We start from the raw sequence: 21,559 nt of genomic DNA, 5'->3' as shown, positions 1-21,559 counted from the left end.
CAGTTTAAGCTTTCTTTGTCGTCGTACGCGTCGAGGATTTAGAAGTTTTTGCTTTTGCAGACTGTTCACTAGATTCTACTGATGTTTGCTCAACATCTTGAGTGTCTACATCTACAGGGACTTCTTGCTCATTAAGCCCTAGTTTTTCATCGACAGTTTGTTCAACTTCTTTAACGATCTGTGTAACCTCTTGAATGTCTACATCTACAGGGTTTTCTTGCTCATTAAGCTCTTTTTGAGATTGTTTGTCAGACTCTATAGACGTTTGTGTAATCTGCTCAACGACCTGTGGAACCTCTTGAGTGTTTACATCTACAGAAACTTCTTGCTCATTAGGTTTAGGTTTTTCATTAACATTTTGTGCTAGCCATTGTTGATAAAGCTTGACAGCACCAGCGCGTTTAAGGCGATCATAAACCTGATAAGAAACCTCAACGAATGGTTTACTTTTTGTGGGAGGCTCAAAACGAACGGTGGCTTTGTTATCACCAAGAACACACATAGGTCTTGTGATGACCACTTGTACTTTTTCCATGATTATTCCTTTGGAGAAATTGAAATATAAAAAAACCTCACTCTCAGGAGGGGAGGAGTGAGGCCAGTAAATAGTAGATTTAATAATGACGAAGTTTGAGTTGTTTAATAAAAAACCCTGCATTCACAGGGCTTTTAACAACAACATTCAAAAGAAAAACTTACATAAATCTGTAATTTTGGGCGCAACAAAACTAGTACAGTAACGTTATTAAATACTATTTATATCCCCATGTCAACTAAAAAAATCATAATCTGGTATTTTTTATTTCAATCAACCTAAATATGGTATTTGTTAAGTGTAAATGGTCATATGACGTGCAGTATTAACTGTACTTAATTTGCGAACTTAACGCACAATCTTGCCTCAAATAAATATAATTTTTTAATGTATAAAACAACATTTATGTTGTATTGAAACATTTTAGATATTATTCTATTATTATGAATAGTCAAGAATTGAAAAGATATCTCACAAAACAAGGCTGTAGTTTCATCCCAGGAAAAGGCGGTCATTTAATTGTAAAACGCGGTTCCAAAAAATCTGTTTTGCCTATGCATGGTGCGCGAAAGGAATTAGGGACAGGATTGGTTCAAAAGATCCTCAAAGATCTTGATTTGAAATAAATCATAACCTCAATGAAAGGAACGTAAAAATGAAATATGCCATTAAATTCATTAAAGATAATAATGATACCCTTATTGTTATTGCTAAAGACTTTCAAGAGTTCATCACTTATGGAAACAATGAAAAAGAAGCTTTAGAACACGCTAAAAATGCACTTTTAACAGTTATTGAAGGGCGTTTTCAAGACCGTGAAACCATCCCTTTTGGAACTCATGATATTGCTTACCCTTTTATTGAAGTATCTTCATTGATCACTTTAAAAATTGCAATCCATAATGCCATGGTCGAAAAAAATTTGCGTAAAGCCGATCTCGTGCGTCTTTTGCAACTTCACCCTATACAAATCGATCGATTGTTAGACCTAAATCATGAAACAAAACTAGATACTTTAGAATCCGTTCTCCTTACTCTCGGAAAATCAGTTACTATTGATATTCAAGATGCTGCTTAAAGTTTACAAGGTTTTTTTTCCGGGCAGTATTTCTGAAGAGCATTCAGAGCCATGCGTAAAGAGTTGACAAGATGTGGCAGTTGTTGATCTTCAATAACCAGATGCTCTAATGCAGCATGAAGATTGTACCGACGATGCAGTCTCTGTGTTTCTCTGATAACCTCTTGCATCGCTTTATAGCGATCAGTTGCTACTTCAATCCATTTTTCAAGACTTTCTTGATCGTGATTAGTAGTGATTCCATCATAAACCGCACCCGGCAATTGTTTCGCACACCGATAATTGTTTAGCACTTGAATATATTGCTGTGACGCATCATACTGATCTTGATTAATCTTTTTTTCCAATAAATATAACCGCCCTACATAAGTACCCATAAGTGGGTTTTTCGCATCTTGAATACTCACCCCATAACGTTTTGCACGCATTTCAAGAGTTAATTGATCAACAGGCTCACGAGGCTTTTTTGCACGTGAAATACGTCCATTGGGTTCTCTTATTTGACCTTCTATTCTAGGTCTTCCCCTTTTTTTGCGTTTCTTCATAAATTAATTTTCCTGATTAAAACGGGATTCTGTCATTCAAAGTCGTTTCTAAATATTGCTCCTGCCTACTATTCTCCCATGCCACCGCTTGCTCTTGAGTAGCCATGTCAGAATCAGACTTTTGAGCACTATCAAGGATCTTTAATTCACCCCTATATTGCGGCAAGACAATTTCTGTTGTGTAGTGTGTTTGCCCACTTTTATCTTGCCATTTACGCGTCTGTAATTGACCTTCAATATAAACCTTGGAACCTTTGCCCAGATACTGAAGCGCAACCTTTGCAAGATGTGGATTAAAAATCACAACAGAATGCCATTCTGTTTTCTCTACTTTTTCACCTGTTGTTTTATCTATATATCTTTGAGAAGTGCCTATACGAAAATTCGCCACTTCTACTCCAGATGGCATTGTTCTGCTTTCTGGATCAGCACCCAGATAGCCAATTAAAGTTACTTTATTAAGCATGTTTGATATCTTTTCTAAGGAAAATAATTGAAACGAAATACGGATATGAAAAGCTACTTTTACTATAGCATATATAGTACATTTTTCCAAAGAAAAAATGACATAAATAACTGAAAATAAACATTTTATTGTTGATTTATCAGTGCATAAATGCTGTTTTGTGATATAATTTCATTGGGTTGGTTCTAAGCAAATTATAGACCAGCGCATTTGTTGAAATTTGAGCAATTTTTTCAAATTTATCTACGTCAATCAGACACAGAAATAACACTATGAAAACAATAAAAGGCAAGACTCTATTCAAACGGCAAAAACTATTGTTAGCTTTACTTCAAGCATTTGGAGGACGCCTTTCAAGTATAGATTTTCAAAAGTACTTATTTTTATTTACGCAATGGGAAGAAAAACAAAGTTATGAGTTTGTGCCTTACAAATATGGATGTTTCTCTTTTCAATCTTATGCGGACAAACACAAGCTTATAAAATTAGGTATGCTTACAAACGAAAATGATTGGCAGCTTACATCAATGAAGAGTGATTATAGTTCTGATATTGAATTTGCTACACAAAAGAAAATTTCTTCATTTGTTGAAAAATTTTGCAATCTCAAAGGTGATGAACTTATTCGGTATGTCTACAAAAACTATCCATATTTTGCCATCAACAGTTGTATAGCAAATAACCTTATGGAGAAAAAAGATTTAGAAACAATTGATACATTTCAATCAAAGAATGAGACTTTTTGTTTCTTCACCATTGGATATGAAGGACAGTCTTTTGAAAATTATCTTAATCGTCTTATCAAAAATAATATCAAAACTTTGTGTGACGTTCGCAAAAACCCGCTAAGTCGCAAATATGGGTTTTCTAAAACACAATTATCTCAAATCGTAAATGCATTGGGTATTGAATATAGGCATATTCCAGAGTTGGGTATTATTTCTGAAAAGCGTCAAGAGTTGAAAACGCAAAAAGATTATGAGCGTCTTTTTCAAGATTATAACAATACAACCCTTAAAGATAATCATCTTGCAATAGATAAATTATATCAGCTGTTCTTAGACAGAAAACGCATTGCAATTACTTGTTTTGAAGAAAATGTATCCATGTGTCATAGGGGGCAAATTGCACTTGCTCTCTCAAAATTACCTCAGTGGAATTATCAAATAAAACATATTTGATAAATGAATGTGCTGTTTTTATTTTTTCAAAATATCCTTCACTGCTTGAATTAATTGATTTTCTTTAACGGTTATTTGTGCTGGGCGACTTTCACGCCATGTTTGATTATCTTTAATTTCATTGGCTAAACGCATACCTTCTACCAAATCTTTAATCTGGACCTCTCCACGATCGCGCTCTTGTGACCCTTGAATCACCACACAAGGTGCACGGCGTCGATCTGCATATTTCATTTGTGCTTTAATACCCGACGTTCCTAAATATACTTCAGAACAAATACCCGCATTGCGCAATTGCTTCACCATGTTCTGATAACGCAAAACACTGTCTGTCTCTTGATCCATCATCAACACAACAACCGGACCTGTCTTCTCTCTCACACGCAATGTTTCGTAGCTTTGCAAAGCCGTCATTAAACGTGACACACCAATTGAAAAACCTGTCGCGGGGACATTGTCATTGCGAAAGCGTGCAATCAGACCATCATAACGCCCACCCCCACCAATAGATCCAAAGGTAAGCTTATTACGCAATTCAGCTTCAAAAACAGGCCCTGTGTAATAGTCTAACCCTCGCACAACTGATGGATCAATTCTCATGCAATCCTTATAACCATTAGCGTCAAAAACTTCTTGCATTTCTTCAAGTTCACGAATTCCTTCAAGTCCACAAACATTACGGTCAACTATGTTTTTGAGATTATTAATCGTTTCCTCTGCAGTTTCGTCTCTCGCACGCAACAAACTAAGAATACACTCAATCTGGTCATTAGTCAGTCCCGCTCCTTTCGTAAAATCACCGCTTTCATCCAAACGGCCATCTCCTACAAGCAAACGTACACCTTCAAGACCAAGTCGATCGAGTTTATCTATAGCTCTGAAAACAATTAAGCGTTTGTCTGACTGTTCATCTTCCCCCAAACCAATATTTTCCAAAACACCATCTAAAATTTTCCGATTACTCAGACGAATGACATATTCATCACACTTAAACTCTAATTTTTCTAAACTATCCGCTGCCATCATACAGACTTCTGCATCAGCAGCCACTGTTGGTGCTCCCACAATATCAGCATCTAACTGCATAAACTGACGAAAGCGTCCTGGCCCTGATTTTTCATTACGAAAAACATGTCCTAAACGGTAACTACGATAAGGTTTTGGTAAGACTTCAAAATTCTCCGCAACATAACGAGCAAGAGGCGCTGTAAGGTCATAGCGCAAAGACATCCACTGTTCATCATCATCTTGTAAAGAAAAAACGCCTGCATTCGGGCGATCTACGTCAGGTAAAAACTTTCCAAGTGCATCTGTATATTCAAAAATCGGTGTTTCAAGTGCTTCAAAACCGTAAAGCTCATAAACTTCACGTATTTGAGCCGTCATTGCTTCAAGTGCTTGTAACTCTACACCCGTGCAATCAACAAACCCACGTGGTAAACGCGCTTTAGTTTTCTTTTGTTTCATGGACATGATATTTCTCTATTCAGCAATGTAGGTAAATTGCTCTGCAATACAAATATAAGACTTAACCTCTCCCCATTTTACAGGGGAAAGGTATGGTTATATTCCTTTAAATTAGGCAGCCTTTGCAACAGGGCTTTCTAAAACACGCTTGGCTTCTGTTGTAACTGATTTGTAATGTTCAAGCTCATCTTCAAGATCATTTACATCTGACAGGCGTTTTGCAATTACTCCTAAAACTTTGCCAATACCTGAGGGCGATTTAAATAAATCACGAGAAAACAGTTCACGATCAAATTGTGATTGACCGTTTAATTTTTTTTCATATTCAATAAAATATCGACGGGCTTGACGTCCTTTATCATTACGTTCAACCATGGATAACTCTTTCGCCATGTCTAAGGTGAGAACATAATCCTTAAAAGGGCGACCACCTTGAGGGTTTTTCCTCAAATTGGGAAAAACTATAAAGTCCCTGTTTTCTTCAAATTGATATTGATTAATGCGGTTTGTAATCCAAGTAGAAAAATCTTTTCCTACTTCTAAAAAAGTATGTAAGTCGCGTGCATTTACTGTCTGAACAGTTTCCTGATCAATCACTTGTTTTTTTATCTCTATAAGATTGTTCATGATGAACTCCTGTTTGTTAAAGGTTTGTTAATGACACCCAAAAGGGCGCCGGGTGCTAACAAACACGGCAAACAGTCCGTCGTTATGCTTTCCCCATAAAGGGTATTGTATCGCATAACCACACCCGACAGGATCACTATACGCCACACGCATACAACGAGTCAAAGTCTTTAATGTGCAGAAAAAAGATTGTGTCGGCAATCTATCCGCTGTTTGCTTAAGGTGTTTGTTAGGCACCTGATTTGCGTATAGACGTATTCTTACTATGTTGTCAAACGAAAAATTCACTACTACTTTTTTATTATTCTTAACCATAGATAGCTCTTTTGCTACACTTAAGGTGAGAGCATAATCCTTAGAAGAACAGCTACTTTGGAGGTTTTCCCCAAAATTGGGGAAAACTATATAATCCTGGTTTTCAATGAATTCATATTGATTAATACGTTCAGTAAATCCAATCTGCAAACTTTTTACCAACTTCCAAAAACACATGCAACTCACGTGCGTTGACCATCTGAACAGTTTCCTGATCAATCACTTGTTTTTTAATCTCTATAAGATTGTTCATGATGAACTCCTATCGATTAAAGGTTTCTTAATGACACTCAAAAAAGAGCGCCGGGTGTTAAGAAACACGGTCGATAGTCCGTCGTTATGCTTTCCCCATAAAGAGTATTGTATCGCATAACTACACCCGACGAGGTCACTATACGCTACACGCATACAATGAGTCAAAGTCTTTAAAACGCGGAGAACTGATTATTTCGGTAACCAATCCGCTATCGATTCAGTGTTTCTTAAGCACCTGGCCCGTGTATAAACGTATTCTCTTAATTGTGTCAAGTCGTTCCTGATATAAATGTAGCCCACTGTTCTAAGAGAGCATGTCGTTGTTCTAAAAAATCTGTTCGCATGTAAGCTTTTGTCACTGAACTACCAACTGAATGAGCAAGAACCGTTTCTGCAATCTCAAATGGTGTTGATGTTGTTTCTGCTATCCAATCCCGTAAGCTTGAGCGGAAACCATGAGGACGATACTTTAAACCACAAAATTTCATATGTTTTGCCATGCTTGCATCAGAAATTGGGGTGCCTTTAAGACCAGAAAATAAGAAACCATTTTTTTCAAAAGAAAGAGCTTTTTCAATGACTCTCAAAGCTTCATTACTTAGCGGTACGCGAAAGTCTGAAACTTTTCCTACAATACCCTTCATATTTTCTTTTGGTATCGTCCATATATTTTTATCAATTTGCTCAAGACGTAAATATCGCAAGGGATATGACCGTACTCCAGTCAAAATTAGCAATTTCAGTGCTAAATTTGAAAGGAGGTCATTATTTAAGGATTGATAAAAAGCTGGAACTTCCCGCCATGGCATAGCGGGAATATTTGTTGATATAGCACGTGATTTTCCTAAAAGGATGCGTGCTTTCATACAAGCTTGTAAATCAACATCCAAGCCAAGAGCGGCGGCATATTTTAAGCAAATATTGATACGGTTCAGTGCTTTTTGCGCTGTATCTCCTTTTTTATGCCAAAGTGGAGCAAGAACATTACGAATAATATTCGCTGTTAATTTTTCTATAGGAAGATTACCTATATGTAGAATAACGTGTAACTCTAGTGGAGAAAACCAACGACCATTTTTGCCTTCATTTTTTAATTCAGCTTTTTTACTTTCAAAAGCCTCTTGAGCAATTTCTTGAAAAACATTGCTTTGCTGCCTTAAAATGCTTTGTTCTCGAAACACAATAGGATCGTTGCCACTTTTAAGAATATCGCTATAATGTTTAGCAAGTTCGCGTGCTTCCTTTAAAGAAGTTTTTGTAACAGGACCAAACTCCATTTCACGGCGTTTATTGCGGTATGTATAACGAAAAAACCAAGTGCGTGTATTGTCTTTTCGAACATTTAACCACAAGCCTGCTCCATCACAATGTTTACCCTGAGGAGACGTCTTTACAAACGATGCTGATAACCTATGAATCGCCCTCATTTACCCCTCCTTTTCGACCACCTTTTCGACCACCTTTAATTTTTGATATCAGATTCTTCCTTTAATCATTAATTTTCTTACTGAATCATAAAAAGCTATATACAGCAACACGTCTTTGTGCGTTTTTATGTGATTGGATTCTACTTGCTAAGGACTGATTCGCTGGCATGCGGCACCATTTTTTATTTTTAGCATATTGTAATATATAGATTTTTTCTTTAATTGATACTTTTAACCCACCTTATCAACGTCACCTCCCCCCCCATTCTTCTTTAATCTACTTGTTACGGTTCATTACGGCTTGTATAATTTTACCTAAAGTTTTCATTTGCTCTGCATTTTTCTTTGATGTGAAAGCCAGTATCTCTTTTTGCTCTACTTTGACTGGTTCTATTTGAGTATGGTGCAAAAAGTACCTTTTAAATATCCAATTACCAATGATCGCCTTAATACGCTGAAAGCTAAGCATGTTTGAGCTGATTTTGATCTTGTGACATATTTATTGCTATCATTAATATATTTTATGAACTCTTTATTTTTACGAAAATTAGGTAAGAACACTTAAGAATAATCTTTCATATAAGAAGGGGTTGCATTAAAATTTGTGTTTATGCTTTGTTTAGTTTTACAAAAAAATGCGCTTAACCTTGGTGTTGATTAGTATGTGGACTACAATCGTGGTTCATGAAATTGTATTTTTGCTCCTTGTACGAATTGTTTTTAAATTGCATTGATAGGATAAATCAAAGTTGCTGTTACTATTCTAATCATAAAACACTGGCGCGCTGGTTTGAGTTTCCTATAACTTTAAAGAGATACCTTTTTAAGGATTATACCCTCACTGTTGAGAGATGTGGCAAAAAGCTTTTTATAATAAAAAATAATAAGAAAGGCAGAAAAACTTGTTTGTTTTTATTGAAAGAGAATGAATTGCCAAATAACACTTCATATAGCTTTATATATTGACGATTTAATTTTGAAATAATGATAAGCTACTTGAATATCTAATAAAGTTAAAGAGAGTGCAAAACAATACTCACTCTAACGTAATATGATAAGTTTTTAAATAGTCCGATAACCTGTTGTTTTGTACTGAAGTACGAAAATATTGGAATACAATAAAAAATTAATGTGACTGCTTTATATGCAAATAATAAGGCTTATAAAAGCGCTCTCCAAAATCAATTAGGATAAAATCAAAAAAAGGTTTTATAGATTGTCCAATCTTTATGATTAAAAACCTAATAAAATAGCACAAAAAACAGTCAAATTATTTCTGTTACAACAAATCATGATAAAAAAGTTAGTGTGCTTTAAAAGAGTCAATCCACGGAAATTACAGTGAAGAATGTTATTAATTTTATCCGATTTATGGATGACCTATTTTGGTTTTCTATATCCTGTTGTGCAGAATTATAAAAATTTTGAAGAAGAGGACTATAAAATTCTAATTAACATTATAAGGGTAATGGAAAAGGCTTAATAAAAACGTCAAAATGAAATTCTAAACACTGTTAAATTGTGGCAATTCTAATAGATTTTGGAAATTCCAAATCCTCTAAGATTTTGGATTCGTTATTGAAAGCTTACTATTCTAGGTTTGAATAAACTTTGCTACTTATGAAGGAAAACACACAAAATAGAATTGAGCTGTTAATAGGCTGGTCATTATCACGGATAATAAAATAAACACCAAATTGTTTTTTAATTCTACAAAGTTCACTTTTTTATGATTGCATCATTTTTATTGTAGCTTCTTTTGAAAAAATGTGCGAATAATATCCATTATGTGTTTTAAAAGTTATCTCTGGAGGTGTTTATGAATACGAAATATTTAGTTAGTACGTCTATTTTCACCCTGTTTACAGCTTCTATGACACAAGCAGCAGATATTAGAATTCCTCGAGAGTCAAGACCAGTTGTTGCACCTGTTGAAGCGAGTTCTGTTGTTTCACCAGTTGTTGCTGCACCTATTTTCTCTTGGGATGGTTTTTATCTTGGAGGCCAGATTGGTGGTTTTTCGAGTAAAAGTGATCGGAGTCTATACGCTAAACAAGGGTCTAGTAGAGAATGGGCACCAGTTGGGAAAGATGCATTGCCTCAACTTTCTGGTTTTATGGGAGGTCTTTATGCGGGAGCCAATGTTAGCCTCGGGAATAGTTTTGTTCTAGGTGTTGACACGGATATAGTGTGGTCTAATAAACAAGATACAAAAGTTATTGATAAAAGAGAGCGTGAAATCCCAGAAATGGATGTAGTGTATCTACAAGGACAAGAAGTAAGTGAGGTTCCTCTACGACGGTCAGAAGTAAATGAGACTTCTCTACAACGACCCGAAATACCAAATATGGAGATAGTTCCTCTACAAGAACAAGCGACAAATGAAGTTCCTCTTCAACGGGAAGGAAGTAATATGCTCTATGAGGTCTATGATAGTGTTCGTGATCAGAATGGGCAGGGAGAGGAAGGAGGAGGGCGTACAAGAAGGTCAAAACAAACTGTAGGAGGATCACCATTTGGAAGGAGATCATCTCATGGTGGTGGGGCAGAGACGATTTCAAGTGAGGCAGAAATAGAGAGACCCATTGAAGTTTATAGTCATACTTTAAGACAAAAATGGTCTGGTGCTACACGAATGCGTATAGGTTTTGTAGCTGATCGTATTATGCCTTATATCGCTGGTGGTGTTACTTATGCGCAACTTCAAGATATCTTTTCACAGTCATTTGAAGTAGCGGGTAAGAAAATAAGCTCTCTTGATTTATCAGATAAAACAAAAATGATGGTAGGTTATACCCTTGGCGGTGGTATTGATTTTGCGATGGCCGATAACGTTGTTTTGCGTGCGGAATATCGTTACTCAGATTTTGGTAAGCAGAAATTTGCTAAGGAGAAATTGGAGCTTGATTACAAAACTAATGATTTTCGTGTTGGTGTGGCCTATAAATTCTAATGTGTTAAAAATTAATAATTCTGAAGTTTAGTTTATGATAGGTTTTTATTGTTTTTAAAAGTGTAACAAAAGGACAGAGCTTTTTAGAGTGGCAAAAATATTAATTTAACAGGAGTAATGTTGTACTCAAAAGAGGATTGATTAAAGGGAATTGGGAGTTTTGTAACTGTCCATTTCAGCTTATGTTAGCATATTTTTCTGTTTGCTTTGATTGGAGTATTTGGCATTATAAACAGTTTATCTGTTGCAGTAAGTTAATTAGTGCTTCAAAAAAGTAAATTAATTTTAGTATGATTTATTTACGTATTTAACTTAAAAATGATATAAAAGCGTTATTCAAATGAATATGAATTTGTTTTGAATACGAATAGAATGTCGATTTTTGTGTTTGTTTTTGTTATCTTCTAAACTAGTACTGAAGACTAGCTTTCAGTGGATTTGTGAAATTATTTTGCTTTATCCAGCGTAAATATTTTCTTTGGGGTGGTGTGTGCGCCGACCTCCTGAAAAAGTCTTTGAGAGATTAGTGTCAAAAAGAATTTTTATGCTTTTTAGTCATTTTGATTAATACAAGCAGATTTATCAGAACTACTTTTTTCTGTTTTCTACATCATTTGTATCTAGGATTTTACATATCATTACGCGATATTAAGCTAAAAATTAATAATAAAGCTATTCATAATGTAAATTTTGAATAGTTAAAGTGGGGTTCTGTTTATCGTGATTGATTATAGTTACAGATAAATTTAGATGATCACAAGGTATTGTAGTGCTTACTTCTAGTTAATAGAGTTTTAGATGGTCTTTGCAAATATGAAAAGTCACTGTTTTGACAGTTCTTTTTGATGAGAATGACTTAGACTACTGCGGTGGGGAAGTACTTGTCTACCAAGGCATAAATAATTGCTGTTGTTTCAGCATCTAGAATTCCATTATAATTCTCTTGGCGAAAATGAAGCTGAAATGCTCGGATTAGATTCTTATATCCGCATTTAGTTTTTGCAGTTGAGGTATCGTATCCATACTGCTTTAGTTTAGCAACAACCTGTTTTTTTGCTTTTTCCAAGCATGTGTAATTACAAAACTCTTTTTGGTAACAATTTTTTAATTCATCATCATACCATGCTCCTATACCTGCTTCATAAAGCTGTTTCCATGGAAAAGCTGCACCTGGATCATTTTTTCTTCCAATGGCAATATCACTGTGACCAACGACATTGGTTGGCGTAATATCTGGATAACGTTGAAGAATATTCAATGCGAGTTCTTTAATTGCATCAATTTGTGTTGGGTTATAAGGGGGAAATGTAAATGCTTCATTTTCAGTGGTTGCTAGATTAACAATTTCAATTCCAATAGATGTATCATTCAGATTACTATGTTCATTCCATGAACTTACACCAGCATGCCATGCACGTTCATTTTCATCAACTAAGTTAAAAATATGAATATCCTTAAAGCCGGCTTCAAGATAAGTTTTCTCTGAAGGATCAGGAACAAGATAATGAGCACTAACTAAGGGACCTGTAAGAAGAGCGATTGACGTTTCAAAATTAACCGCAGTGTAATGCATAACTAAAAAACGAACTCGACGATTAAAGCTTTGTATAGCACGATAACTATTGTAATCAATTTTATACATAGACAATCCTCTTTTTAGAATTCATTTATGCTTATACATTATAATAAAACATATAGATTAATATTGGTGTTATCTGGAAAAGTATTTACTATACAATATTGGTATCCATTAGTGGACTATAACTAAAATATTATACCATAAATTGAATATTTTCTTTTTCTCTACCATAAAGAGCTTTTAAAAAAGACAAGAACGCAATTTTCGAGAAAATATCTACTTTTAATTTTACTCTTTTCTTAAATAAAATTCACAAATTCAATTTCTTAAAAACATATTATTATGAAACAATTTTTTAGAAATCATAAAGCTTAGATAGATTCTACTCTATAAATAATCCATTATTTAATTATTATAAGAAAAAAATATTCATGATCAATCTTACAATATTTTAGATATTCTTTCTAATATTACCCTGACATTTTAATATATAACTTAAATTCATATTCTGTTCTTCATTTTGAAAGTATTATAGCATTTTTAGAAATTTATTTGCTATAAGTTTAAAATGTTTTCTTAATATTCGATTTGAAAATAATTACATTTCATTATGATTTAAAGAATAAAATCATTTTTTCCAAATAAGCAAATCACTTTCTCAATTTATAAAAAACTGAAATCGCTTTTTAAATGATTTTAATAAATACCATTCAAATTAAATTACAAAACTTACTCTTACTTAATTTATATTGCATTGACATAAAAACAATGTTAATAAAATACAAATTTCATAATGCCTTTTTAGTAATTAAAATACCTAAAAGGTTTATATACCCCATACTATTTTACTCAAAACACAAAAAAAAATCAAGAAACATTCGTGCAATTTCAACACAATCACCAAACTACCCACACGTTTTTACACTCTCCTGAAACACACAAAACAAAAAAATACCAACCTCCTTCCTCCCAACTTCACCTCTAATATACTCAATTCTCCCCACAAAATAACCCAACACACAAAGCCAACCCAAAACTTTTATCTCAAACTGTAACCTTGTTGCCACTTTACGAACAACCCAAAATGAATTATACGTCCAAAACTGAATACACCCTTTGATACAAATCCCCTTCAAAGGCAAACTCACTTTGAAATATTTTATATTTAAAATTGTAGGTGTCACATGATTAAAAAAACCGAAAAAAAATACCCAAACACCATTACTACAACGCCTAGCTCTACAACAAGAAGCACTCCAGCACTATTTCATAACAACCAGTTTTTGCATTTTTTAGGTGTGTTTTATTTTAAATTGTTAATTGGTGTTTATGTTTTTTTAGAAGATACGTTTCATTTATTTTTGCGTTTACTTTCTGTTTCCTGCGTGATGTGTGTTTGTTTGGGATTTTTTATCTTATAGGTTTATTTTTTTTGTTTTGGGGAGTGTGTTTAGCCTTATTCATTAGATTATTGTGTTGATGAGTGATGTCTTTTGTATAGGTCTCAATGGGGGTATGGCGTTAGATCTGATTTGTATCAGGTGTGTTTTAATTTTCGATTCTCGTTTTGCAAATAGTTCGTCTCTTTTGATCCTATTCCGTTAAAGATGATGAGAGGGTTATGGTTATGCGTCGCGTATTGAAGCATCATGTTTGTTTTTGTTTTTTATCGACAGCTCTTCTAGCAGGTGTGTCTCTTATAGCTGCTCAGGAAAAAGTATATGCTGGGTCACAGGGTAATTGTAGGGTGGCTGTTGATACTGGTAGCGATGGTAGTAAGCCAATTGTGTGTGATGGAAGTGATAGGTTGGGTGGGGGTGGAAGTGTGAGTGTGAGTGATGGGAGGACTATAGATATGAGTAAGTACCCTGGTTGGCCTGCTGTAGAGGTGTATGGGGAGAATGCAGATATTACGATGAGTGGTACGCTGAGGGTTACAAATGGTGATGGTAGGGATAATACTTATCCGGCGATTAAGGTGCATGGTGGAGGGGGGCTGAAGTTGGTGGATGCTACTATTGTAAATGTGAGTAAGGGGATAGTGGCTGAGAGTGAAGGGGCTGTTACGGTGATGACAGGATTGATTGGGGTTAAGAAAGATGGAGTTGTGGTTGAGGTGAAGAATAGGGGGAAAGTGACGTTGATGATGAAGGGGCGGGGGGTGACAGTGGAGAAGGGGGGTAATAGTACGGGGATAGTGATGGATGGGGATGGGACGGTTGAATTGATGGGTACAGGTTTTACGGATGTCAAGACGGGGATAAAGATTAAGGGGGCGGGGAAGGCGAGTGTTACTATGACGGGGAAGGGAACGACGATTACGGTTGGGTCGAATGGTAAGGGGATTGTGATGGAGGGGCAGGGAGAGGCTGAAGTGACGGGGGGGACGATTGAGGGGAGTGGGAGTGTAGTGGGTGCTGTGGTGAAAGATGGGACGTTGACGTTGGTGGGTACGAGTTTTACGAAGGTCACAACAGGGGCTGAGGTGTCGGGGGATGGGAAGTTGAAGATAGAAGGAAGCTCGACGAAGATTACGGTTACGAAGAATGGGGTGGGGCTTAATGTGTCGGGAAAGGGGAGTGCTACTGTGACGAATGTGAAGATTGTGGGAAAGGGGGATGGGAGTGGGGATAAGGGTACGGGGGTGGTGATGATGGGGACGGGGACGGTTGAGTTGAATAAGGTGGAGGTTGAGAGTTTTTTAACGGGGGTAAGTGTGAGTGATGGGACGGTTAAGATTAATGGGGAGTCGACGATTACGGCTGAGGGGGATAATGGGGTGGGGGTTCGGATAACGGAGACGGGGAAGGCTGAGGTGATAGGGGCGACGATTGAGGCTAAGGGGCAAAAGGCGGTGGGGATTAAGGTGGAGGGACAGGGGAAGGCGAATGTTACTGTGATGGGGGGGAAGATTGTGGGAAAGGGGGATGGGAGTGGTCAGGGGGTGGGTGTGGATATGGCGGGGGAGGGAGAGGTGACGTTGACGAGTGTGGGGGTGGAGGGGTTTGAAACAGGGGTCAAGGTGACGAATGGGACGATGAAGATAGAAGGGAGCTCTAAGATTACGGCTACGGGGCAAAAGGCGGTGGGGCTTCAGATAACGGGAGAGGGGAAGGCTATTGTGACGGGGGGAGAGATTAGTATAGGTGGGGTGTTTGGTAGAGGAGCTACAATGGGGGTGAGTGTGACGGGGACGGGGGAGGCTGAGTTGATGAATGTGAAGATTAAGGGAAATGAGAAGGGAACGAGTACGGGGGTGGAGGTGAATACTTTGAGTGAGGAAGGGGTGAAGTTGACGAATGTGGAGATTGAAGGGGTTACAACGGGGGTGAGTGTGAGTGAGGGAAAGGTGATGATTAGTGGGGAGTCGAAGATTGCGGGAATTAGTACGGGGCTTAGTGTACAGGGGGGAACGGTTACTATGATGGGGGGAACAATTAGTGAAGGGGGGGTGAGTGTGGAGGATGGGACGTTGATGTTGGAGGATGTGGAGATTGAAGGGGTTACAACGGGGGTGACGATGTCGGGTGGGACGTTTAAGATGATTAGGGGGAAGATTACGGGAAATGGGAATGTGGTGAATGTGACGGGGGGAGAGAAGGCTGAGTTGACGAATGTAAAGATTGTGGGAAGTGGGGGTGGGAATGGGGTGTATATGGCGGGGAAGGGAGAGGTGACGTTGGAGGATGTGGAGATTGAAGGGGTTACAACGGGGGTGACGATGTCGGGTGGTGGGACGTTGACGGTGAAGAAGGGGGAGATAAAAGAGTTTAAAACATCGGGGGTTAATGTGGAGGCGGCTGGGGTGGAAAGTGTTAGTTTGGAGGGGACGAAGATTATAGGAAAGGGGGGTGGGACGAGTAAAGGGGTGAGTGTGGGGAGCAAGGTGAAGAGTGCTGAGTTGACGTTGACGGATGTGACGGTTTCACAGGTTGGGACAGGGGTGTATGTGAAGAGTGGGGCGACTGCGAGTTTGACGTTGACTGGGGTGACGATTGAGGGGGTTGAGAAGGGGGTGCAGATGTTAGGTGGTAAGAAGCTGGTGATGGAGAGAGGGTCGATTGGGTTTACGAGGAGTTATGGGGTTAATGTGGGGGGAGAGATGACTCAGTTGACGAAGACGGTGATTACAGGAAGTGGGGAAGCTGTGAATAGTGGGGTGAGTAAGGGGGTGTATGCGACGGGGGGAGAGGTGACGTTGACGGATGTGGAGATTTCACAGGTTGCAACGGGGGTGAGTATGATGGGTGGTGGGACGTTGATGATGACAAAGGGGGAGATAAAAGAATTTACGACAGAGGGGATGAGTGTGGGGATTTCGGTAATAAGTGCTACTTTAACAGGGACAATAATTACGGGAAAAGGAGGTGGTACGGGGGTGAAGGTGGAAGATAAGGCGACTGCGAGTTTGACGTTGACGGATGTGAAGATTTCAAAAGTTGCAACGGGGGTGGAGATGAAGGCAGGGAATGATCTGACGATCAGTGGCGGGATGATAAAAGGGGTGCAAAAAGGGGTACATGTGACGGGAGGTGGGACGTTGACAATGAATCAGGGATCGATTGAGTTTAAAGGGAATGGTTATGGGGTGTATGTGGGAAAAGGGGTGACAAAGGCTGACTTGACGAATGTGACGGTTACGGGAAAGGGAGGTGGTCAAGGGGTGTATGTGGCGCATGAGGGAAAGGTGGCGATGACGTTGGCGGATGTGACGGTTTCGGGGGTACAAACAGGGGTGGAGATGAATGGGACGGGGGCATTGATGATTAGTGGGAGCTCGACGATTGAGTTTACAAGCGACAATGGTTATGGGGTCTATGTGGGAAGTTCTGTGACAAGGGCTGACTTGAGGAATGTGACGGTTACGGGAAAGGGAGGTGGTCAAGGGGTGTATGTAGCGGGGGGAAAGGTGACGTTGACGGATGTGAAGATTGAGAGGGTTGGAACGGGGGTAAGGATGATGGGGGGGAATGATCTGACTGTGACAAAAGGGTCGATAACAAATGTGCAAATAGGGGTAGTTATGATGGGTGATGGGGCGTTGACGGTGAGTGGGACAACGGAGATTAATTTTGCAGGGGGGTATGGGGTATATGTGGGAAGTTCTGTGAAGAGTGCTACTTTAACGAAGACGAAGATTATGGGAAAGGGAGGTGGTCAAGGGGTGTATGTAGCGGGGGGAAAGGTGGCGTTGACGGATGTGATGGTTTCAAAGGTTGGGATAGGGGTGCAGATGATGGGGGCGGGGAGCTTGACGATGAATGGGACAACGGAGATTCAGTTTGCGGGGAATTATGGGGTCTATGTGGGAGGAGAGGTGACAAGGGCTGAGTTAACGAAGACGGTGATTAGGGGAGAGGGGAATGGGAGTGAGTACGGGGTGTACGCAGGGGATAAAGTGATGGGAGAGGTGACGATGACAACAATTACGGGAAGGAGAAGTCATGAGGTGAGGGGAGCATTGAGGGGGAGAACAGTGAGATTAGAGGGGGTACAGATTTCAGGAGTGCAAAAAGGGGTACATGTGACGGGAGGTGGGACGTTGACAATGAATCAGGGATCGATTGAGTTTAAAGGGAATGGTTATGGGGTGTATGTGGGAAAAGGGGTGACAAAGGCTGACTTGACGGGGACGAAGATTACGGGAGAGGGTAAGGGGGTGGGTGTATATGCAATGGGAGGGAGAACGATGGTAATGGCATTGACGGATGTGAAGATTTCGGGGGTTGGAATGGGAATATTTGCAGCGGGGGGTGGGATGTTGGCGATAGGGGGAACCTCTACGATTGGGTTTCAAGGGAAGTATGGGGTCTATGTGGGGAAAGATGTGATGGGAGAGGTGGCGATGACGACAATTACGGGAAGTGGGGAAGCTGTGAGGAGTGGTACGGGGGTGTATGTGAATGGAGGAGCGGCATGGTTGGGTGGTACTACCCTGAAAAGTGTCGCAAAAGGTATGACTGTCGAAAATGGGATTGTGGTCATGCAGAATGGGGTGATAAAGTTTCATGGAGAGCATGGGGTACTTCTCAAACAGGGGAATGCTTTGTTAGTCAATGTGGGGATGAAGTATGAAGGTAATAATGCTGATGCTACTTTCCTCAAGGTTGATGCAACGGAGGGTGTAAACAAGGCAGATATTAAGGGGGCGCTCATCAAAATCGACGGACAGGGTAAAGGGCTAGGCGTTCATGTGATGAATGGTGGGCGTGTCATGTTAAAAAATACGGTCCTTGCCAATGTCGTAAAGGGGGTGGATGTAAAGAATGCTCAATTCTGGATAAAGGGGGGAGGGATCACCTTTAATGGAGAATACGGTGTCAATCTTTCAACAGGAAATGTTTTACTAAAAAGTGTTGTTGTAAAATATAACAGAAAAATAAGTGCTCCTGAAAACCCTAAATCTCCAAATCTTATTCAGGTTGGAGGAAAAGGTTCAAATCTTTCAGCTATTAAAGTAATGCTTTCAGGTAATATGTGGTGGCAAGGGCAAGGTGTGCAGGGTGTGTATGTCAAAAACGGCGGACATGTTACTTTAAATAAATCGCATTTGATAAAAGTTCAAAATGCGATAACTGTCGAGGAAGGATCGGTCTGGATGGGGGATGGAGTGATAGAGTTTAATGGAGAGCATGGGGTTAAGCTCAGTAAAGGACAAGCCGTCTTAACTAATGTACAAATGAACTACAAAGGTAATAAAAACGCTGACTTTATCAAAATTAAAGGAAGAGAATCCGTTGTTAAAGCGTTAGGAACAATAATCAATGGAAATAACCAAGAAAAAGGTGCCGATGTAACTGAAGGTGGACATGTAGTACTCATTCGTTCAAATTTAAATAAAGTTAAAACAGGAATAACTGCTCAAAATGCTGAAGTAACCATGAGTAGTGCTTCAGTGGAGTTTAAAGGAGAATATGGGGTAAGCTTACACATCGGGAAAGCTGTTCTAAATAAAGTAAACCTGACGCATACAAGTGATAATGATGCAGACTTCCTTAGAGTTCAAGGAAAAGGTGCAAATCTTGAAGCAAATAAAATCACAATTAAAGGGTCAAACAATAAAGGACAAGGACTGCATGTCATAAGAGGAGCAAAAATAACACTTCTTCAATCCCAACTAACAGGTATTGCTAAAGGAATCCGTATTGATAGTGGAATGGTGAGGGTTAGAAAATCAATTGTTACAATAGATGGCGACGATGGCGTTGGTATAAGCTTGTGGGGAGGATCTCAAAAATCAGAAGCGGCGATGGTTAACTTAACGCAAACAGTTTTAAAAGTTCCAAACAACATAGTTATTCATGGAAAAACAGCTAAAGGTTTCATCACCTTAAAAGATTCGGATGTTTCGGGTGATCTTTTGCTGAGGGCCGAAAATGGGTCTGCTATAATGCTTGCAACTAATAATTCCTTATTAACTGGCGGATCACATGTTGATGATAAATCTAGTGCTCTATTTTATCTAACTAACAAATCCAAATGGCTTTTAACGAATAGAAAAAAACAAGATCTAGAAAAAGTGTCTTCATCTGTCTCAGGTATGATGCTTAAAGACAGTGCGATTATCTTTGAAAGACCAACTTCAGATAATTATCAAACACTGTATATTGGAAAAGGACCCCGTAGCGTTTATCTTGCTCAAGGTGATTCTCAATTTCATCTTAACATTCAAGTAGGTAGTGATGGTTCATTTGATGATAATAAAACCGACCGCGTTTTAATTCACGGTAATGCTTCTGGAACTACTAAAATTCATATGAACGCACCGAATAATGAAGAGGAAACTGTAAACTCAAAAACGAGTAAAAATAACAATCATCAAAGTGTATCAATAGTACAAGTTTCTGGATCAGCAAAACAAGACTCTTTCCAATTAAATTATGGCTATGTCACATTAAATAATTCTCCTTATCAATATTATCTCGTTGCTTATGGTCCCGATTCTAAATTTGGAAAAGCGGATCCTCAAAAAAGGCTAGTGGCGGGAGAGGGAGAATTTTGGGATTTCCGTCTTGAAAGTAAATACACTCCTTTTGATCCTCGTCAGCCAAAGCCAATCAAGCCAGCGATTGTTCCACAGGTTCCGACCTATCTGCTTTTGCCTAATGCTTTATTTTACTCTGGGCTGATGGATATCAACAATCAAACTGAGTTATTAGGGACAATGGTGACGTCGTTTGATCCATTTTTCAACGGAAAGCCGGCCTTTTTCATACGTGGTTACGGTGGTAGTCATACCTATACTTCTGATTTGTCTGCTTTGGAATATGGTTATGGCGCAAAATTTGACTACCGTGCGGCAGATGCAGCTGTTCTACTGGATACATTAGAAAATGAACAAAATAGTGCATTTATTGGGGTTATAGGTACTTATGGTAAATTATCACTCCAACCTCAAGATGTTGAAAAAAGTAAGAAAAGTAATTTTGATAACTGGTCTGTAACGGCTTATGCGAGTTTGCAACATAATATGGGATTTTATGTTAATGGCCTTTTATCATACGGTTTATCTCGAGGAAATGTCGAAACACTTGCGCGAGGTAAAACAGCAAGCATAACGGGCAAGCCACTGCGTGCAGCTTTGACAGGTGGTAAGGCTTTCTTGACTGGATATGAAGGCCTTGTTTTTGAGCCACAGATGCAACTTGTCTATCAATATTTGATGTTTAATTCCGCTCGAGATGTTGATGGATTTAATATCAATATGGGATCTCCAAGCCAATTAACAACGCGTTTAGGTGGACGTCTTGCTCAAGAATTTGCTTTAATGGAAGAAGACAGTTCAATATCTTTCTATGGCAAGCTACATCTTATGAGTAGTTTTGGAGGAAAGCAATTTGTACAGTTCAAAGATACATTCCAGTTAGGCGCATTTGGTTCTTCTATGGAAGCAGGTGTAGGTGTGCAGGCTCAATTGTCGTCTCAGATAGCTTTGCATGGTGATATGGTTTATCAGCAAAAAATAACCAAAGCTGGTCTTTCGGGAAGTACTTTCTCAGGGGGGCTACGTTATCGTTTCTGATCGATATTGATGTTATATCACATAATAGTTGTCGTCATTTTCAATCTTTAGGCAACATATAACGAAGGCTAGCCAAGAGATATGTATGTGATTGAATTATTAAAATAGG

12 protein-coding genes and 1 pseudogene are annotated in these 21,559 nt (G+C 38.6%); 5 read left to right on the top strand and 8 right to left on the bottom strand.

Annotated features, from left to right (window positions below):
• Window positions 1–4: 4 nt before the first annotated feature.
• Window positions 5–535, bottom strand: coding sequence for a hypothetical protein (locus tag BWD121_RS05290; protein WP_078663498.1), 531 nt, complete (start codon window positions 533–535; stop codon window positions 5–7).
• A gap of 443 nt (window positions 536–978) precedes the next feature.
• Between BWD121_RS05290 and BWD121_RS05285 the strand changes: the two genes are divergently transcribed.
• Together BWD121_RS05285 and BWD121_RS05280 are read left to right on the top strand one after the other, a co-directional pair.
• Entirely contained in the window at window positions 979–1,161 is a 183-nt protein-coding gene (locus BWD121_RS05285; RefSeq protein WP_078663497.1) for a type II toxin-antitoxin system HicA family toxin, read from the top strand.
• Window positions 1,162–1,190: 29 nt separating this feature from the next.
• A complete protein-coding gene (locus tag BWD121_RS05280; protein ID WP_078663496.1) occupies window positions 1,191–1,613 on the top strand; it encodes a type II toxin-antitoxin system HicB family antitoxin in 423 nt (140 codons plus the stop codon).
• Here BWD121_RS05280 and BWD121_RS05275 read toward each other — a convergent pair.
• On the bottom strand, window positions 1,610–2,158 hold the full coding sequence (locus BWD121_RS05275; RefSeq protein WP_078663495.1) for a hypothetical protein: 549 nt from the start codon (window positions 2,156–2,158) through the stop codon (window positions 1,610–1,612). The genes BWD121_RS05280 and BWD121_RS05275 overlap by 4 nt on opposite strands.
• A 16-nt stretch (window positions 2,159–2,174) precedes the next feature.
• A complete protein-coding gene (gene ssb / locus BWD121_RS05270) occupies window positions 2,175–2,624 on the bottom strand; it encodes a single-stranded DNA-binding protein (protein WP_078663494.1) in 450 nt (149 codons plus the stop codon).
• A gap of 272 nt (window positions 2,625–2,896) precedes the next feature.
• Between ssb and BWD121_RS08505 the strand changes: the two genes are divergently transcribed.
• Window positions 2,897–3,805, top strand: a complete 909-nt coding sequence (locus BWD121_RS08505) for a DUF488 domain-containing protein (protein WP_078663673.1) — start codon at window positions 2,897–2,899, stop codon at window positions 3,803–3,805.
• Window positions 3,806–3,823: 18 nt separating this feature from the next.
• On the opposite strand, the gene hisS is transcribed toward BWD121_RS08505, so the two are convergent.
• From hisS to BWD121_RS05240, 4 genes and pseudogenes are all read right to left on the bottom strand, one after another.
• Window positions 3,824–5,278: a histidine--tRNA ligase gene (hisS, locus tag BWD121_RS05260; protein ID WP_078663672.1), complete on the bottom strand. Its 1,455-nt coding sequence runs from the start codon at window positions 5,276–5,278 to the stop codon at window positions 3,824–3,826.
• A 105-nt stretch (window positions 5,279–5,383) separates the two neighbouring features.
• A complete protein-coding gene (locus BWD121_RS05255) occupies window positions 5,384–5,899 on the bottom strand; it encodes an antA/AntB antirepressor family protein (RefSeq protein WP_078663671.1) in 516 nt (171 codons plus the stop codon).
• Window positions 5,896–6,467, bottom strand: a pseudogene (locus BWD121_RS08685) (antA/AntB antirepressor family protein). Before BWD121_RS08685 ends, BWD121_RS05255 begins: the two are co-directional and overlap by 4 nt.
• A gap of 271 nt (window positions 6,468–6,738) precedes the next feature.
• A complete protein-coding gene (locus BWD121_RS05240; RefSeq protein ID WP_078663670.1) occupies window positions 6,739–7,896 on the bottom strand; it encodes an integrase arm-type DNA-binding domain-containing protein in 1,158 nt (385 codons plus the stop codon).
• A gap of 1,819 nt (window positions 7,897–9,715) precedes the next feature.
• On the opposite strand from BWD121_RS05240, the gene BWD121_RS05230 reads away from it, so the two are divergent.
• Window positions 9,716–10,849 (top strand): porin, encoded by a 1,134-nt coding sequence (locus BWD121_RS05230; protein ID WP_078663668.1) that lies wholly within the window; start codon window positions 9,716–9,718, stop codon window positions 10,847–10,849.
• An 856-nt stretch (window positions 10,850–11,705) separates the two neighbouring features.
• On the opposite strand, the gene BWD121_RS05225 is transcribed toward BWD121_RS05230, so the two are convergent.
• Entirely contained in the window at window positions 11,706–12,491 is a 786-nt protein-coding gene (locus tag BWD121_RS05225; RefSeq protein WP_078663667.1) for an N-acetylmuramoyl-L-alanine amidase, read from the bottom strand.
• A gap of 1,558 nt (window positions 12,492–14,049) precedes the next feature.
• On the opposite strand from BWD121_RS05225, the gene BWD121_RS05210 reads away from it, so the two are divergent.
• Window positions 14,050–21,450: an autotransporter outer membrane beta-barrel domain-containing protein gene (locus tag BWD121_RS05210; RefSeq protein ID WP_078663664.1), complete on the top strand. Its 7,401-nt coding sequence runs from the start codon at window positions 14,050–14,052 to the stop codon at window positions 21,448–21,450.
• Window positions 21,451–21,559 lie beyond the last annotated feature (109 nt).

The organism is Bartonella sp. WD12.1 (assembly GCF_002022415.1).
Classification (GTDB): Bacteria; Pseudomonadota; Alphaproteobacteria; order Rhizobiales; family Rhizobiaceae; genus Bartonella.
This window is presented reverse-complemented; position numbering and strand designations above follow the sequence as displayed.

What these genes read in the sequence shown, in the direction of transcription:
- BWD121_RS05225 (WP_078663667.1), bottom strand. Translation starts at nt 12,491, where the DNA reads ATGTATAAAATTGATTACAATAGTTATCGTGCTATACAAAGCTTTAAT.
- ssb (WP_078663494.1), bottom strand. Translation starts at nt 2,624, where the DNA reads ATGCTTAATAAAGTAACTTTAATTGGCTATCTGGGTGCTGATCCAGAA.
- BWD121_RS05275 (WP_078663495.1), bottom strand. Translation starts at nt 2,158, where the DNA reads ATGAAGAAACGCAAAAAAAGGGGAAGACCTAGAATAGAAGGTCAAATA.
- BWD121_RS05255 (WP_078663671.1), bottom strand. Translation starts at nt 5,899, where the DNA reads ATGAACAATCTTATAGAGATAAAAAAACAAGTGATTGATCAGGAAACT.
- BWD121_RS05240 (WP_078663670.1), bottom strand. Translation starts at nt 7,896, where the DNA reads ATGAGGGCGATTCATAGGTTATCAGCATCGTTTGTAAAGACGTCTCCT.
- BWD121_RS05230 (WP_078663668.1), top strand. Translation starts at nt 9,716, where the DNA reads ATGAATACGAAATATTTAGTTAGTACGTCTATTTTCACCCTGTTTACA.
- hisS (WP_078663672.1), bottom strand. Translation starts at nt 5,278, where the DNA reads ATGTCCATGAAACAAAAGAAAACTAAAGCGCGTTTACCACGTGGGTTT.
- BWD121_RS05280 (WP_078663496.1), top strand. Translation starts at nt 1,191, where the DNA reads ATGAAATATGCCATTAAATTCATTAAAGATAATAATGATACCCTTATT.
- BWD121_RS05210 (WP_078663664.1), top strand. Translation starts at nt 14,050, where the DNA reads ATGGTTATGCGTCGCGTATTGAAGCATCATGTTTGTTTTTGTTTTTTA.
- BWD121_RS05290 (WP_078663498.1), bottom strand. Translation starts at nt 535, where the DNA reads ATGGAAAAAGTACAAGTGGTCATCACAAGACCTATGTGTGTTCTTGGT.
- BWD121_RS05285 (WP_078663497.1), top strand. Translation starts at nt 979, where the DNA reads ATGAATAGTCAAGAATTGAAAAGATATCTCACAAAACAAGGCTGTAGT.
- BWD121_RS08505 (WP_078663673.1), top strand. Translation starts at nt 2,897, where the DNA reads ATGAAAACAATAAAAGGCAAGACTCTATTCAAACGGCAAAAACTATTG.